The 16867-nt window shown below is 41.5% G+C and carries 18 protein-coding genes; 1 reads left to right on the forward strand and 17 read right to left on the reverse strand.

Translation table 11 applies throughout. From position 1 onward, the window contains the following. Positions 1 to 111: 111 nt before the first annotated feature. The 6 genes from ssb to GRQ40_RS18185 form a co-directional block, all read right to left on the reverse strand. A complete protein-coding gene (gene ssb / locus GRQ40_RS18160) occupies positions 112 to 606 on the reverse strand; it encodes a single-stranded DNA-binding protein (protein ID WP_044745160.1) in 495 nt (164 codons plus the stop codon). Positions 607 to 633: 27 nt separating this feature from the next. Beyond that, the gene (gene rpsF, locus GRQ40_RS18165; RefSeq protein WP_066150806.1) at positions 634 to 921 is read right to left on the reverse strand and encodes a 30S ribosomal protein S6; all 288 of its coding nucleotides are present in this window, start codon (positions 919 to 921) and stop codon (positions 634 to 636) included. A gap of 105 nt (positions 922 to 1026) precedes the next feature. Then, complete coding sequence (ychF, locus tag GRQ40_RS18170; protein WP_159720993.1) at positions 1027 to 2127, reverse strand: redox-regulated ATPase YchF; 1101 nt, start codon at positions 2125 to 2127, stop codon at positions 1027 to 1029. 70 nt (positions 2128 to 2197) lie between these two features. Continuing rightward, entirely contained in the window at positions 2198 to 4207 is a 2010-nt protein-coding gene (locus GRQ40_RS18175) for a molybdopterin-dependent oxidoreductase (RefSeq protein ID WP_066150809.1), read from the reverse strand. A 38-nt stretch (positions 4208 to 4245) separates the two neighbouring features. Further along, on the reverse strand, positions 4246 to 4440 hold the full coding sequence (locus GRQ40_RS18180; RefSeq protein WP_044745156.1) for a DUF951 domain-containing protein: 195 nt from the start codon (positions 4438 to 4440) through the stop codon (positions 4246 to 4248). A 14-nt stretch (positions 4441 to 4454) separates the two neighbouring features. Next, positions 4455 to 5345, reverse strand: a complete 891-nt coding sequence (locus GRQ40_RS18185) for a mechanosensitive ion channel family protein (RefSeq protein WP_066150812.1) — start codon at positions 5343 to 5345, stop codon at positions 4455 to 4457. 246 nt (positions 5346 to 5591) lie between these two features. On the opposite strand from GRQ40_RS18185, the gene yyaC reads away from it, so the two are divergent. Further along, positions 5592 to 6215, forward strand: coding sequence for a spore protease YyaC (gene yyaC / locus GRQ40_RS18190; RefSeq protein ID WP_044745154.1), 624 nt, complete (start codon positions 5592 to 5594; stop codon positions 6213 to 6215). A 47-nt stretch (positions 6216 to 6262) separates the two neighbouring features. On the opposite strand, the gene GRQ40_RS18195 is transcribed toward yyaC, so the two are convergent. From GRQ40_RS18195 to rpmH, 11 genes are all read right to left on the reverse strand, one after another. Continuing rightward, complete coding sequence (locus GRQ40_RS18195; RefSeq protein WP_066150867.1) at positions 6263 to 6964, reverse strand: DUF554 domain-containing protein; 702 nt, start codon at positions 6962 to 6964, stop codon at positions 6263 to 6265. Positions 6965 to 7195: 231 nt separating this feature from the next. Further along, positions 7196 to 8050, reverse strand: coding sequence for a ParB/RepB/Spo0J family partition protein (locus GRQ40_RS18200; protein WP_066150815.1), 855 nt, complete (start codon positions 8048 to 8050; stop codon positions 7196 to 7198). Then, the gene (locus GRQ40_RS18205) at positions 8043 to 8804 is read right to left on the reverse strand and encodes a ParA family protein (protein ID WP_044745152.1); all 762 of its coding nucleotides are present in this window, start codon (positions 8802 to 8804) and stop codon (positions 8043 to 8045) included. Before GRQ40_RS18205 ends, GRQ40_RS18200 begins: the two co-directional genes overlap by 8 nt. A 135-nt stretch (positions 8805 to 8939) precedes the next feature. Then, entirely contained in the window at positions 8940 to 9785 is an 846-nt protein-coding gene (gene noc / locus GRQ40_RS18210; RefSeq protein ID WP_066150818.1) for a nucleoid occlusion protein, read from the reverse strand. A 61-nt stretch (positions 9786 to 9846) separates the two neighbouring features. Next, on the reverse strand, positions 9847 to 10563 hold the full coding sequence (gene rsmG, locus GRQ40_RS18215) for a 16S rRNA (guanine(527)-N(7))-methyltransferase RsmG (protein WP_066150821.1): 717 nt from the start codon (positions 10561 to 10563) through the stop codon (positions 9847 to 9849). A 20-nt stretch (positions 10564 to 10583) separates the two neighbouring features. Further along, complete coding sequence (gene mnmG, locus GRQ40_RS18220) at positions 10584 to 12473, reverse strand: tRNA uridine-5-carboxymethylaminomethyl(34) synthesis enzyme MnmG (protein ID WP_066150824.1); 1890 nt, start codon at positions 12471 to 12473, stop codon at positions 10584 to 10586. Positions 12474 to 12490: 17 nt separating this feature from the next. Next, positions 12491 to 13876 (reverse strand): tRNA uridine-5-carboxymethylaminomethyl(34) synthesis GTPase MnmE, encoded by a 1386-nt coding sequence (gene mnmE, locus GRQ40_RS18225; RefSeq protein ID WP_159720677.1) that lies wholly within the window; start codon positions 13874 to 13876, stop codon positions 12491 to 12493. Between the two features lie 442 nt (positions 13877 to 14318). Further along, positions 14319 to 14963, reverse strand: coding sequence for an RNA-binding cell elongation regulator Jag/EloR (jag, locus tag GRQ40_RS18230; RefSeq protein WP_044745147.1), 645 nt, complete (start codon positions 14961 to 14963; stop codon positions 14319 to 14321). Next, positions 14960 to 15727: a YidC family membrane integrase SpoIIIJ gene (spoIIIJ, locus tag GRQ40_RS18235; protein WP_159720679.1), complete on the reverse strand. Its 768-nt coding sequence runs from the start codon at positions 15725 to 15727 to the stop codon at positions 14960 to 14962. Before spoIIIJ ends, jag begins: the two co-directional genes overlap by 4 nt. A 63-nt stretch (positions 15728 to 15790) precedes the next feature. Then, positions 15791 to 16141 carry a ribonuclease P protein component gene (gene rnpA, locus GRQ40_RS18240; RefSeq protein ID WP_044745200.1) on the reverse strand — a complete coding sequence of 117 codons (351 nt, stop codon included), beginning with the start codon at positions 16139 to 16141 and terminating at the stop codon, positions 15791 to 15793. 79 nt (positions 16142 to 16220) lie between these two features. Continuing rightward, positions 16221 to 16355, reverse strand: coding sequence for a 50S ribosomal protein L34 (gene rpmH / locus GRQ40_RS18245; protein WP_003397591.1), 135 nt, complete (start codon positions 16353 to 16355; stop codon positions 16221 to 16223). Between the last annotated feature and the right edge of the window lie 512 nt (positions 16356 to 16867).

Raw genomic sequence — 16867 nt, forward strand, 5'->3', positions numbered from 1 at the left:
CTTTTTTCAATTATGATATCCAAAATGAAGTTTACGTTCAAATGTCTCGTTTCGGCTTTTCACGCGCAAGCAGGTGCTTGTACGATCCAAAGCCGTCTTTGCGATCTATGATTAAAACGGTAAGTCGTCATCGGATATATCAATAGGCTGTCCATCATGAGCAAACGGATCCTCATCGATGCGACTATAGCCTGGGTCGGTTGTGTGACGCGGGTTCTGATTTTGCCCAAATGGATAAGGCTCTCCATAATAGCCGCCTGTTGCTGCACCACGCTGTTCCGTACTACCTTTAGGCTCAAGAAATTGAACACTATCAGCAACCACCTCGGTTACGTACACACGCTTTCCATCTTGCCCTTCGTAACTTCTCGTTTGCAAACGGCCATCCACGCCAGCCAAGCTTCCCTTTTTTAAGAAGTTCGCCACATTCTCTGCTGGACGACGCCAGACGACGCAATTGATAAAATCTGCTTCACGTTCGCCTTGCTGGTTTGTAAACGGGCGATTAACAGCTAATGTAAACGTGGCAACAGCTACTCCACTTGGAGTATAGCGCAATTCTGGGTCTCTTGTAAGTCTCCCTACAAGAATTACGCGGTTAATCATCAGAACCACTCCTTAAAAATCACGGAATTATTCTTCCTCTTTAACAACGATATGACGAATAATGTCTTCGCTGATTTTCGCTAAACGGTCGAATTCTTGTACCGCTTTTGGCTCAGACATCACGTTTACGATCATGTAGTAACCGTCGCGGAAGTCATTGATTTCATAAGCTAAACGACGTTTACCCCATTCTTTTACGTTCGTGATTTCCGCACCGTTTTCTGCTAGGATGCCGTTGAAGCGTTCAACTACTGCTTTTTTTCCTTCATCATCCATGTTCGGGCGGATAATATACATAATTTCATATTTTCTCATTCCAGTCACCTCCTTTTGGTCTAAACGGCTCTATGAAAAGAGCAAGGAGCAATATGCATTACTCACATTTTCTGATTATATCATGGCTAAAAGATCAATGCAATACTATACATTGAAACGGAAATGCATAATATCGCCATCTTGAACCTCGTAATCTTTCCCTTCTAAACGAACTTTCCCTGCTTCACGCGCTGCTGCCATGGAACCGCAAGCAAGCAAATCGTCGTAAGAAACCGTTTCAGCACGAATAAATCCTCTTTCAAAGTCCGAATGAATAATTCCGGCGCACTGCGGAGCCTTCATTCCTTTACGGAACGTCCATGCACGAACCTCTTGTTCCCCGGCTGTAAAATAAGTGGCTAGTCCTAACAAGTTATATGCAGCGCGAATTAACTGATCGAGTCCTGATTGTTCGATTCCTAGTTCTTGCAAAAACATTTGTTTTTCTTCCTCGTCTAGTTGGGCAATTTCCTCCTCTACTTTTGCACAAACAACAATCACTTCAGCATGATCGCTTTGTGCAAATTCACGAACTTGCTGAACATACGGATTGGCAGATGGATCGGCAATGTCCTCTTCCCCTACGTTCGCTACATACAGCATTGGTTTGATGGTTAATAGGTGGAGCTGTTTTACCACCTTCATTTCTTCTTCCGTAAAAGACAACGTCCGCGCGGCCTTTCCCGCTTCAAATGTTTCTTTTAAACGCACAAGAATCTCATACTCGAATACCGCTTCTTTATCTTTTTGCTTCGCCAATTTTCCTACGCGATCTATCCGCTTATCAACGGTTTCAAGATCAGCCAAAATGAGTTCTAGGTTAATGGTTTCAATATCGGAAAGCGGATTGACTTCCCCTGCTACATGGGTAATATTTTCATCAGCAAAACAGCGAACGACTTGGCAAATTGCGTCGACTTGACGGATATGCGACAAAAATTTATTTCCAAGCCCCTCTCCTTTGCTTGCGCCTTTGACAATGCCGGCAATATCAGTAAATTCAAACACGGTTGGCACCGTTTTTTTCGGGTTGACAAGCTCCGTTAATTTTTTTAAACGTTCATCAGGTACTTCAACCACTCCAACATTCGGCTCAATTGTACAAAATGGATAGTTCGCAGACTCTGCTCCAGCTTTTGTAATCGCATTGAATAGTGTTGATTTTCCCACATTCGGCAAACCAACGATTCCTGCTGTTAATCCCATTGCTTCCACTCCTCTAACCGTCAACATCTTTCCTCATTATAGAGAGTAAAAAATAAAATGACAAGCGCGTTCATGGATTAATTTTTTCAATGTTTACTAAGCAATCATATAACGTGCTTCCCAAACCGTTATCAGATTCGCCATCAGGCGTGAGTACATTCACACTTCCACCAAATTTTCCCCATTGTCCTTCATCGACATTGATCGTTTTTGGATGAGCTTTCGCGAGAACTTTCACCTTGCCGATAAGCTCGCCCCGCTCATTAAACAGCCTTGCCATATCTCCATCCGACAGCTCTTTTTCCACTGCAATATCTTGGGAAATCTCAATTTTGATTGATTGCATGGCTTTAATCAAATGATAATGCTGCGAATGATTGGAACGCAGCGGATGGATCGTCAGCAAACGATACGGATATTTTTCCGCTAATCGCTTATTTCCCGCTTTCGATTCAGCTGGGTACATGATTTTTAATTTTCCATCCATCCCTTTTTGTTCTGCGAAGGAAGATGTGAATTCATATTTACCGCTCGGTGTCTGAAAGCGATAATCATTCCATGGGACCGGGTGAACAGGTAACAGCAAATGCTTTTCCTGCTTTAGCTTTTCTAACGTGATCCCGTATTTTTCAAGCCCATCAAGCCCCATCTTTAAAAATTCTTCTCTTGAAAAGGCAAAATCGTCTGCAAATCCTAACCGTTCGGCTAAGCTTGTCCAAATCCAAAGATCTGGTTTCGCTTCTCCTGGAGCTTGAACAAGAGCAGGACCATAATTGACATAAGCATGATACATCGAGGAATAGTAAAAATCCTCCTCCTCAAATACCGTTGTGGTCGGCAGTACATAATCGGCGATCTCCGCTGTATCCGTCATAAACTGTTCAAAAACAACCACCGTTTCCACTGATTGAAAGGCTTGTTTCACTAGATTGGTATTGGGTACTTGAGTCAATGGATTTCCACATGTCACAATGACCATTTTTATATTCGGATCAGTGGCTTGCAAAATTCCTTCGGCTTGCTTCATCATTGTAAATGTACGAGATGCCGTTTTCCGCTCCGGCAAAGTCAAGGCTTCTATATTGAAGCTTTGACCAACCTGCAAATTGCCAAAATTGACGCCACCGCCACTGATGCCAATATTTCCGCTTAAAGCTCCTACAGCATCAATCAATCGAATCGTATTTCCGCCATTAGCATAACGCTGCATTCCAAGTCCCAAATACGTCATCGTTGGACGGTTTCCGTATATAAGGGCTAACTCTTTCATGATCTCTTGCGCAACCCCGGTTAATTGTTCAATCTCCTGCATTGTGATCTGGTTCAATAAATTCTGGAGATCTTCGAATCCGACTGTATAGGTTTCAATAAAATGCCGATCTTCAAGGCCAAGGCGCAGCAGCTCCTTCATAATTCCCATCGCTAAAAAGCCATCCATTCCTGGCGCTACAGACACATACAGATCCGCGATTTGCGCTGTTTGATTGAAAATCGGATCAATGACAACGAGCTTCGTTCCTTGCTTTTTGGCAGACTGAAGATGTCCGAATAAGTGCATATTCGTGCGGGCAACATTTCTGCCCCATATCACTACATTGTTGCTATTGTAAATATCCTCAGGAGCATGGCTGTAAGCATTGCCGAAATCCCACTTTTGCGCCTCAATCCCAGCTCCCCAACAAATGCTTCCTATTAATTCCGTAACTCCTCCGTAGCAATTAAAAAACCGACGATCCAAATTTTTTAGTAGTCCGTTATTCGCGTAATCATGGCTATGAAGAACAGCTGTAGTCTTATACTTTTCCTTAATCTCCCGCATTTTTTCTGCAATTTCATCCAATGCTTGTTCCCAAGAGATCCGCATAAATGTTCCATTCACTTTTTTCAAAGGGTAAAGCAATCGCTCTTGGGAATTGGTCCGTGCCTCCAGCATACGTCCTCGTCCGCAAATTTTCCCTCGAGTAATTGGGTGGCGTTCATCTCCATCCACTTTGATTACTTTGCCATCATGGACCGTCACCTTCAATCCACATGTGTCCCAGCAATTTAAAGGACACGATGAGATATGAACGTCTGGCATTTCCTCCATTCCCCCTCTTTAATAAAGAGCATGAGGAATTACTCCTCATGCTTTTCCAGCACCTTTTTCAGTTTACGAACAAATTCCTTCCTCGGAAGCAACACACTATGGGCACAGCCTTCACATTTGATGCGGATATCTGCTCCCATACGAATCACCTTCCAGCGGTTCGTTCCACACGGATGCGCTTTTTTCATTTCTACAATGTCATGAAGACTAAACTCTTTATCCATTGATTCCTCCTCCTTTACGCATCAGCTTTTGCTCGTGGTTGAGGCAAACCTTCTTCGCCTTCGCGATTATACAGAACAAGCTTTGGAAATGGAATTTCAATTCCATTTTCATCCAAGCGCAGTTTAATCTCCTTGCGCAATGCCCGAGCCACAAAAAAATGGCGCATCGGTTTTGTTTCACAGGTCACTCGAAGGACAACCTCTGAGCTTGTCAAATTTTGAATACCTAAAAGCTCAGGTGCAGCCACCATATCCTCATATTTCTCTGGAAGTTCGCTCAACAGGTGACGAATGACTTCCTCTGCTCGTTCAAGATCTCCATCGTGAGAAACACTCACATCAACAACTGCGACACTATTATGCAATGAAAAGTTCGTTACTTGTGTAATGGTTCCATTAGGCAAAATATGAACTTCGCCTGTCCAGCTTTTTATTTTGGTTACCCTTAATCCAATGGCTTCTACATATCCTTCAAAATTGCCGATTCGAACATAATCGCCCACCGAGAACTGATCCTCAAAAATGATGAAAAACCCTGTAATGACATCTTTCACCAAGCTTTGGGCACCAAAACCAACCGCCAACCCAACAATCCCTGCACCGGCAAGCAGCGTTCTTACTTTCACGTCAAATGTATCTAAAATCATCACAAATGCTATAAAGTAAATAACATACGTAATCGTGTTATCCAGCAGTTTTAATAATGTCGCTTCCCGTCTTTCTGAAAAACGAATCGGCGCTTTTTGGCGCATTTTAAAAATATTATGAACGGCAATTTTTAAAACCTTGGAGATCACCATTGCAACCAAAATAATCGCAATGATTTTTACACTTCCAATGCCAATCTTGGCCCAAAAATCTTCATTAGAAAAAAATTCCCAAACATTTTCATAAGCTTTTTTCATCCTCTTTCACCTTTCATCTTCTCTCTACATACGTTAAATTACCTCTTAATCACTATTATACATACCAATCATTGTACCAATATTTCAAATGATTTTGTAGCGTTGCAGCTTCCGATTAAGCTCTCTTATAACTTCCTCGTTTCACATCATCCATTGCCATATAAGAAAACTAGAATCCCAATGTATATAATTCTTGTTTTTTCCGTATACTGTTTAGTACTTAATTGATATCAGGAGTGAATATTCATGAGTATCTCTTCGCTTTTTTTTCATTCCAAAAATGAAAAAGAACGAGTTTTCCATGATGAACAAGGAGCCTCTACTTGGATTGCGATGCGCCTTATTTCCCTGCTTTCTTCGCCGATCACGCAACCATTAGCCATTGTTTGTATTGGAACAGACCGATCAACCGGAGACTCGCTCGGTCCTCTTGTCGGGACCATGCTCAAAGAAAAGAATTTGTCTTATTTTCAAGTATATGGAACATTGGAAGAACCGATTCATGCAGTAAATTTAGAGGAGAAAATTAATGGGATTCGCGTTCTTCATGACAATGTTTTTATGATCGCCATTGATGCTTGCCTTGGAAGATTAAAAAGTGTTGGCGCCATTACAGTTGCTGAAGGGCCCGTCCGGCCAGGTGCCGGTGTAAACAAGCAACTTCCTCCGGTTGGAGATCTTCATATTACAGGAGTCGTCAATGTCAGTGGATTTATGGAATTTTTTGTTTTGCAAAATACCCGTCTTCATTTAGTAATGAATATGGCTAAAACGATTGCAAACGGCATTTATGAAGCAGACCGCTATCTGAAGCGTCAAGAGTATTTAGCCGCTACCGCCCTAAATCAAGAACAAATGAAGCCTTTCTAAAGCAAAAATCCCCTCTTGATTCTATAATACAAGAAGGGATTTTTACTTTACCAGAAATGAAGAGCGGTTACAATCACAGCGGCCATAAGGATGCTTGGCAACAAATTAGCGACACGGATCGCTGTGATTCCTAACAAATTCAAGCCGATAGCCAAAATTAAAATACCGCCTACTGCAGTTGATTCGGCAATAAATGAATTCATTAATTCTTTCGGAACCCATGTTTGGATTTGTGTTGCTAATAAAGCGATGATTCCTTCATATAGCATAACAGGAACAGCAGAAAAAATGACTCCGATTCCCATTGTTGTTGTAAGAATGATGCTTGTAAATCCGTCAATCATCGATTTAGTATATAAAACTCGATGATCTCCTCGTAAACCGCTGTCCATAGCTCCAATAATCGCCATGGCTCCAACCACAAACAGCAATGTAGCTGCTACAAATCCTTTGGCTATATTTCCTTGGCTGTGTCCTCCTACTTTTCTTTCCAGCCATTGTCCAAGCTTGTTTAATTGATGATCCAGATTCCACAGTTCCCCTATCATACCGCCAAAAACAAGACTGCAAATGACAATTAAAAAATGCTCACCTTTTAGCCCCATTTGTATTCCAAGCAAGGTCACAGCAAGACCAATTCCGCTCATAACGGTCCCTTTCATTTGCTCAGGAATTTTATGGAATATTTTACCTAATAAAGATCCGATGATAATGCAAATCCCATTCACAATTGTTCCTAATAACACCAAAACAATTTGCCTCCCTAGATAAAGCGGATGATGCTCAATATGCATCCATGCTTTCCAATGTCTTTGTTCGTAAATAAAAATAAAGTAAAATAGCCAAAAAAGAAAAACTGATCTTTCTGTTCATAGTATGTGTAGCTCTTCTTCAAAGACAGTCTCATAAAAGATACACTATGTTATTGGCACCAACTGCGAAGAAAGAAAAAAATAAACCATCAAAGGCTGATGGCTCGGCTATTCATCCAGTTGTACATTTAATAAATGCAAAATTCGTTCTAAATCTTCATTGGAGAAAAATTCGATTTCAATTTTGCCCTTTTTACGATTTTGCTTAATCGTCACATTTGTGCCAAACTTTTCTCTTAATAATGACTCACTTTGTTTAACAAAAACGCTCTTTTCTTTTTTTGGTTTGACTGTTTCACGTGAAACACGCTCGTTAGTCTCCTGAATAAGCTTTTCAAGCTGGCGAACATTTAATTGCTCCGCTATCACCTTCTCAATAATCGCTTTCATTTTTTCTTTTCTTTTTAATCCCAACAAAGCGCGGCCATGCCCCATCGATAACGTTCCATCGGTAATCAACTGCTGAATTTCTTTTGGCAGCGATAAGAGTCGCAAATGGTTCGCAACATGCGGACGGCTTTTTCCGATGCGTTGAGCCAGCTCCTCTTGTGTTAATTGAAGATGTTCCATAAGAGTTTGATAGGCCTTGGCTTCTTCAATAGGAGTCAAATCTTCTCTCTGAAGATTCTCAAGGAGCGCAAATTCCATCATCTGTTGCTCTGTCAAATTGCGCACCACAACAGGAACCGTTTTTAAATGCGCTTCTTTAGCAGCGCGATATCGCCGCTCTCCCACTACAATTTCATAGCCTTTAATGCTTTTTCGCACAATGAGCGGCTGCAAAATTCCATGCTGGATAATCGATTGCTTCAGCTCTTCAATCGATTCCGGATGAAATGTTTGCCGAGGTTGATAAGGATTGGGACGCAGCTCTTTAATCTGAATCTCCTGAATCGTTTCTTCCTCGCTTACTTCCAAATTCGAAAATAGCGCATTAATCCCTTTTCCAAGTCCTTTAGCCACGCGCGACCACCTCCTTTGCCAATTCTAAATACACTTCTGCCCCTTTTGAACGCACGTCATAAAGGATAATCGGCTTTCCATGGCTTGGTGCCTCGCTCAAGCGAACATTGCGCGGAATGATCGTGTCATATACTTTTTCCCGAAAATATTTTTTCACTTCTTGAATGACTTGAAGCCCTAAATTCGTTCGGGCATCAAGCATCGTTAACACGACGCCTTCCAATTTTAATTGCGTATTCAAATGCTTCTGCACGAGGCGAATCGTATTCAACAATTGGCTTAATCCTTCAAGCGCATAATACTCACATTGCACAGGAATCAATACGGCATCTGCGGCTGTCAATGCATTCAATGTAAGCAGCCCAAGGGATGGAGGACAATCAATCAATACAAAATCATATACATTTTTTAAAGGCTCAAGAGCTTTTTTTAAAAGAATTTCGCGTGAAACCACAGAAACTAATTCAATTTCTGCCCCAGCTAATTGAATCGTAGCTGGAATCATATATAAGTTTTCAATATTTGTCGGCCTTACTACATCTTTGGCTTTCATATTTTCTACTAGGACATTATAAACGCACTCATCTACATCGCCTTTTTCAATTCCGATGCCGCTTGTAGCATTCCCTTGTGGATCAATATCGACAAGCAAGACCCTTTTTCCTATATGTGCCAAGCAAGCTGCTAAATTCACAGCCGTTGTCGTTTTCCCTACTCCGCCTTTTTGATTTGCAATTGCAATGATCTTGCCCACGGTGACACCTACCTCTAACAATCGTACTCATATGTCCTATTTTATCATGAAACAAAAAAAATGGATGTATTTTCTATGCATCGCATGAAATAAAAACCTCATCACACGCGATATGATGAGGTCGCATTGAATCATTTATTTTTTCGGGATACGAATTGTAATTTGATAATAATCCTCAAAATCTTCTTCTTCAGAATCGATCGAAAGACCGTTATCAGCCACCATCGCTAATGACTGGCGAATGGTATTGACAGCGATTCGCATATCCTTGCTGAAAGCTTTTCGTTTCGGCTTGGGCTTTGGACGATTGGCTTCTAATATCTTTAATACGCGATCTTCTGTCTGTTTGACATTCAATTGTTTTTCAATAATCTCTTTTAAAAGCTGTAATTGCTTGTCCCGATCCTTTAAAACAATGAGCGCTCGCGCATGCCGCTCTGTAATCGTTCGTTGCAATAGCGCCTCTTGAACCTCTTGAGGCAATTTTAGTAAACGAAGCTTATTGGCAATAGTGGACTGACCTTTCCCTAACCGCTGCGCCAGCGCTTCCTGCGTCAAATGGTGCAATTCCAATAGCTTGGCATACGCCAGCGCCTCCTCAATCGGCGTTAATTCTTCGCGCTGCAAATTTTCAATTAAAGCAACTGAAGCGGTTTCTTTATCATTTAAATTTTTGATAATGGCCGGAATTTCTGTCCATCCCAGCGTTTGAACGGCACGCCAGCGCCTTTCTCCTGCAATGATTTCATATTTGCCATTTTCACATTCACGAACAACAATCGGCTGAATGATTCCATGTGTTCGAATCGTTAAAGCGAGCTCGGCAATTTTCTCATCATCAAAAATGGTTCGTGGTTGAAAACGGTTCGGAACAATTTGCGATACTGGAATTTTTCTTACTTCTTCATTCTCATGTTTTTCAATCATTTCTTCTTGTTCCTTTTCTCCAAAACTAAAGAAGCGCGAAAAAGGATGCTTCATTCCCCTCTACACCACCTTTAAAAACTCTCCCCTGTTTTAACAATGTTCCCAGTCGGCGTTCTCATTCAATTGGAAGTTTATTTGGAATCCCTGGTTTCCGAGGATACTGCTTGGTTGTTTTCCGTTTCTTATGAATAAAAATAATGGTACGCTCACTCTCTTCGATCGGCAACGTAAATGAATGAGTGGCTGCAACTTCTCCACCAAGAACTTTAATCGCTGTTTTTCCTTGTTCCAATTCTTCTTGAGCGGCCGCTGCTTTCATGGCAATAAATGTCCCATTTACTTTCACCAATGGAAGGCATAGCTCACTGAGCACAGACATTCGAGCAACCGCCCGAGCCATGACAACGTCAAATGCCTCTCGGATCCCTTCTCGTCTAGCGAATGTTTCAGCACGGTCATGATAAAAAGCGACATCTTCCAATTCGAGCGCTGAGGCAAGAGCGTGAAGAAAAGTAATGCGCTTTTGCAGCGAATCGACGATCGACAATTTCAGATGCGGAAAGCAAATTTTCAACGGAATGCTCGGAAATCCGGCTCCAGCCCCGACATCACAAAGCGACATTGGCTTTGAAAAATCGTAATAAAACGCAGGAGAAATGGAGTCAAAAAAATGCTTTAAATAAACCCCCGATTGATCCGTAATCGCTGTTAAATTCATTTTTTCGTTCCATTCAATCAACAGCTCATAATAGATTTGAAATTGTTCCAATTGTCGGGGAGAAAGAGAAATCCCTTTCTCCTCCAATAGGCTCTGAAACTGTTTGGTATCCATATGCCAATCCCTTCACTATGTTATTCATTCGACACGCGAGCAATTCTTCCTTGTTCTAAATACACTAATAATATCGAAATATCTGCAGGATTTACTCCTGAAATGCGCGAAGCTTGCGCAATAGAAAGAGGCCGGACTTGTTTTAATTTTTGGCGAGCTTCGGTCGCAAGGCCTGTAATTGCATCATAATCAATATCTTCAGGAATTTTTTTGTTTTCCATTTTCTTTAAACGTTCTACTTGCTGAAGTGACTTTTCGATATATCCTTCATACTTGATTTGGATTTCTACTTGCTCCACCACATCGGACGGAAGCTGTTCTTCAGCTGGAGCAAGCAGCTGAATATGCTCATATGTCATTTCTGGACGCTTCAATAAATCAGAAGCTCGAATGCCATCTTTTAATTCGCTGCCTCCCGCCTGACGAATGACCTCTTGAACTTGGTCTGTTGGTTTAATGATCCATGCTTGGAGACGTTTTTTCTCTTTTTCAATCGCTGCTTTCTTCGCTAAAAACTTCTGGTAACGCTCTTCGGAAATTAATCCCATTTTATACCCGATTTCTGTAAGACGCAAATCGGCATTATCATGGCGGAGCAACAAGCGATATTCTGCCCGGGATGTCAACAAGCGGTATGGCTCATTGGTTCCCTTTGTTACGAGATCGTCAATCAGTACGCCAATGTAAGCATCAGAGCGGCTTAAAATGAGCTCTTCTTTTCCAAGCGCTTTGCGGGCCGCATTAATTCCAGCAATAATGCCCTGCCCCGCCGCTTCTTCATAGCCGGAGGTACCGTTGATTTGTCCAGCTGTATATAAGTTTTTCACTACTTTTGTTTCTAGCGTTGGCCATAGTTGGGTTGGAACAATGGCATCGTACTCAATCGCATAGCCCGCTCTCATCAGCTGCGCTTGCTCAAGTCCCGGAATCGTTGACAATATTTTTCGTTGAATATGCTCTGGCAAGCTGGTGGAAAGCCCCTGTACATATACTTCTTCCGTATTCCGGCCCTCTGGTTCCAAGAAAATTTGATGACGCGGTTTATCGTGGAAACGGACAATTTTATCTTCAATTGATGGACAATAACGCGGGCCCGTTCCTTTAATCATTCCCGAGTACATCGGCGATAAATGCAAGTTTTCATCAATTATGCGATGCGTCTCTTCCGTCGTATAAGTCAGCCAGCACGGCAACTGATCTGTAATGTATTCCGTTGTTTCATATGAAAATGCCTGTGGAGTATCATCTCCCGGCTGGATTTCTGTTTTGCTATAATCGATCGAACGGCTATTGACTCGCGGAGGAGTTCCCGTTTTGAATCGTACGAGCTGAAAACCGAGCTCCTCTAAATGCTCTGACAGCTTAATGGACGGCTGTTGGTTATTTGGACCGCTTGAATACTTAATATCGCCAATAATAATCTCTCCACGCAAAAATGTTCCCGTCGTAATGACAACCGTCTTGGCGCAATATTGAGCGCCCGTATGAGTCATGACCCCTTTGCACACGCCTTCTTCAACAATTAGCCGCTCTACTTTTCCTTGAAGAAGCGTCAAATTCGGTTCACGCTCAAGCGTTTTCTTCATTTCATGCTGATACAAAAATTTATCTGCCTGCGCTCGTAACGCGCGAACAGCCGGACCTTTTCCCGTATTTAACATTCTCATTTGAATGTATGTTTTATCGATGTTTTTCCCCATTTCCCCGCCTAGTGCATCAATTTCTCGAACAACAATTCCTTTGGCAGGGCCGCCGATAGACGGATTACATGGCATAAAAGCGACCATATCCAGGTTTAACGTAATCATTAACGTCTTGGCACCCATTCGCGCTGCAGCCAGTCCTGCTTCACATCCGGCATGGCCAGCACCGACAATGATGACATCATACGATCCGCCATGATACTCCATTTGAAACAACCTCCTTTTCATTTCCCTAAACAAAATTGAGAGAACAGCTGATCAATCAAACTTTCGTGTACCGTATCCCCTACAATTTCTCCTAACAATTCCCATGCTCTTGTCAAATCAATTTGTACAATATCAATTGGGACTCCTGCCTCTATTCCCGCAATGGCTTCCTCAATCGCTTTTTTCGCTTGATGGAGCAAAGCGATATGCCTTGAGTTTGACACATATGTCAAATCCGCAGCTTCCACCGCTCCGGCAAAAAATAACGTAGAAATAGCCTCTTCCAATTGGTCAATGCCTTTTTCCTCTAATAAAGAAGTGGCGATAATCGGATGTTCATTTGCAAGCTGTTTTACACGTTCCATATCGATTCTTTGCGGCAAATCCGTTTTATTCACAATGATGATAACATCCTTCTCTTTTACACTTTCAAAAAGCTGCTCATCTTCCTCAGTCAGCGGCTCATTGTAATTTAAAACAAATAAAACCAAATCTGCTTCTTTCACCATTTGCTTTGAACGTTCAACACCGATTCGCTCGACGACATCCTCTGTTTCGCGAATTCCCGCTGTATCAATCAGTTTTAACGGAACACCACGGACATTGACATATTCTTCAATAACATCTCTTGTCGTTCCCGGAATATCTGTGACAATTGCCTTATTTTCATGAACAAGACTATTTAACAAAGATGATTTTCCAACATTCGGGCGACCGATAATGACGGTTGCCAGCCCTTCTCGCAATATTTTTCCTTGGTGCGCCGTTTGTAAAAGCCGCTCGATTTCTGAACGAACATACTGCGATTTCTCGAGAAGCAGCCGATGCGTCATTTCCTCTACGTCATCATATTCAGGATAATCAATGTTCACTTCCACATGAGCAAGCGTTTCTAAAATCGTTTGCCGCAACTGGCGAATCATTTTTGATAATCGCCCTTCCATTTGATTAAGAGCCACATTCATCGCTCGATCGGTTTTTGCACGAATTAAGTCAATCACCGCTTCAGCCTGAGATAAATCAATACGACCATTTAAAAATGCCCGCTTTGTAAATTCGCCCGGCTCAGCCAAACGAGCCCCATTTGTCAAAACAAGCTGCAAGATACGGTGAACGGAAACTAGCCCCCCGTGACAGTTAATTTCGACGACGTCTTCTCTTGTAAACGTCTTAGGCGCCCGCATAACAGCAACCATTACTTCCTCCACCGTACGACCATCAGCCGGGTCAATAATATGCCCATAATGGAGGGTATGTGAAGGCACATCATTCAGGCGTTTTTTCCCTTTTCCTTTGAAAAGGCGATCCGCAATAGCAATGGCTTCGCTTCCGCTCAAACGAACAATGGCGATGGCGCCTTCCCCCATCGGAGTAGAAATCGCAGCAATTGTATCAAACTCCATATATTTTCACCTCTCTTCTATCCTTGTCTATGATCTATATTGTAAACAAGAGAATCGCTTGCAATCATTAAATAATCCACAATTCAGGAAGTAATCAAAGTAATCATTATCAATTTTAACTTATCCACATGTGAATAACAATAATAACAAAATGAACGTTTTATCTCTTGCCCATGGATGATTTATTCCTTTATTCCAAAAACAAAACTCATGATTTAATCAGGGAGAGCGGACAAGCAGATTGCCAAGAAATCGCTCATTGTTCAAAAAGCGGGCGCATATCACATGCTTCAACCGTCGATAATCTCTTTTTCATGGAACTAAGCGCAAGGACAGTCTCTATGCGCATGGATCTTATTTTTTGCGAAAGCAACAGAAAAAAGAGGCTTTCTCAAATGATGAGATAGCCCCTTCCCCCGCGTTTTATGAATGTTTAAACATCTTATTCCTTGCTTATTTGCTCATGCACGGGAGCTATAACAATATACCGATGAGGTTCTGTTCCAACGGAAAAAGTTTTAACTTTCCGATTATTAGCTAAAGCAGAATGAATGACTTTTCGCTCATATGCCGGCAGCGGTTCTAATTTCACTTCTTTTTTTGTTTTCACCGCTTTTTCCGCCAATTTTTCAGCCAACTGCATCAACACATCGCGACGCCGCGCCCGATAGTTTTCAGCATCAACTGTGATATGAACATAGCCATTGGCATAGCGGTTCGCCACCAGCTGTGTCAATAGCTGGAGAGAATTCAATGTTTGTCCATGTTTGCCAATTAACAAACCGATCTTTTCACCGCTAATGGTAAACTGAATTTCTTTGTCATGTCCTGCTTCACTTTTCGTCACACTCGCTGGAATCCCCATCTTTTCAATCACATTTTTCAAAAAAATTTCTGCCTCTTCAATTGGATCAGGATGTACTTTTACCTTTACAACCGCTGGTTTATTGCCTAAAATACCAAGAAACCCTTTTTTCCCTTGCTCTAATACGTCAATTTCCACGCGATCTCTTGAAACGCCTAATTGATTTAATGCAAGCTGAATAGCCTCATCAACAGTCGAAGCGGTCGCGGTTACTTCCTTCACTTTTTCTGTCCCCCTGAATGATTAGATTTTAAATCAGGACCTTTAATAGCATAGGTTTGTACAATAGAAAAGATATTTCCTACTACCCAATAAAGAGATAAAGCAGCTGGAAAGTTAATACCAAAAACAATAATCATAATCGGCATAATCCAAAGCATCATCGCCATCTGTGGATTTTGCTGCTCAGTCCCTGCCATCATTATTTTCTGTTGAATAAATGTCGCTACCCCAGCTACAACAGGCAAAATAAAATACGGATCTTTAGCTCCAAGATCGAACCATAGGAAATTATGATCGGCAATTTCTCTTGTTCGCATAATGGCATGGTAAAAACCAATTAAGATCGGGGTTTGGATAATGAGCGGAAAACAACCGGCTAATGGATTCACGCCATGTTTCTGAAATAGCATCATCGTCTCTTGCTGTAATTTTTGTTGCGTTTCCATATCTTTAGAGCTATACTTTTCTCTAAGCTTTTGTAACTCAGGCTGCAATACCTGCATCGCTTTCGCATTTCTCGTCTGTTGAATCATCAGGGGCAAAATAACAAGCCGGATCAAAATAGTAACAATGATGATCGACAAACCGTAGTTTCCACCAAATAGGTGCGCCACATATTTAATCAACCACGAAAGCGGATAAACAATATACTCGTTCCAAAATCCCTTACTCTCCGATGTGATCGGCTGATTTACTTGTGAACACCCCGCTAATAGAGCTATAAATGCAACAAGTGCGATCGTTAACCAAATTCGCCTTTTCACTACATTTCCCTCCTAACATGTCCAAAATCCGGTTTCTGTATATGTATTTTACCATCATTCTGATCAAAAAGAATGATTCTCTAATACTCCAGCTTTTTTCAGCACATGCATTAAGCTTTTTTTCACTTCCGCATAATTCATTTCAGAAACAGGCCGTCTTGCAATAATCACATAGTCCTTTGCAGTAGCAACCTGATCTCGCAATTCTAGAAAAGTCTGGCGAATATAACGCTTTACTCGATTCCTGACGACCGCTTTTCCAATTTTTTTACTTACGGACAAGCCAATCCGAAAATACGGCTGCTCTGGCCGATCCAATACATAAATTACAAATTGACGATTGGCCATGGAATGGCCTTTTTGGAATACTTGTTGAAATTCCTCATTCTTTTTTATGCGGTATTTTTTTTTCATCCCCAATCGCAACACTCCATATTCTTCCGTAGAGTTTGGGCAGACAGCTTAGAAAAAAGACCACTGAGGTTTCAGTGGCCTACGCGGATAATACTTTTCTTCCTTTACGGCGGCGACGTGCAAGCACTTTACGTCCGTTCTTTGTGCTCATGCGTGCGCGAAAGCCGTGAACTTTACTGCGTTTGCGCTTATTTGGTTGATATGTGCGTTTCATTATATGACACCTCCCTGAGGAATAACTGTTACAGGCAGTCTTTCTAATTATATTGAACAATTTAGTGAAATGTCAACCGTTCCAGGTGGATCTTTCAGTCACTTTTTATCCTGTGGATATATTTTCTCTTGCTTTTCATTTATTCACAACATTTATCGACATTTTTTTCACAACTTCTTACCATGTGGATAATAATTTTCCACAGTGTATGGGCGTTGTGGATATTTATCAAAAATCATTGCAACACGCTAGTTTATTTGATATCATATTCTTGTTTTCACTCTGGATTATTCTTGTGTATAATTTTTTTATCCACAAAATGTGGATAATGTGTGGACAATTTATTCACGGTTGTAGAAAAAGCTATCCACACTAAGTGGATTCTGTCGAAATGTCGTTTTCCTTCCTAATTATATTATTTTTCCACAGCGTATTTTTATAAATTTATATGCATCGCTAAAAAAGTTGTACAAAGATTGAACAACCCTTTGTGTAAAAAGGAGGGCCAACGG

The sequence above is a fragment of the Anoxybacillus sp. PDR2 genome, from assembly GCF_009834045.1.
GTDB classification, from domain to species: Bacteria; Bacillota; Bacilli; order Bacillales; family Anoxybacillaceae; genus Anoxybacteroides; species Anoxybacteroides rupiense.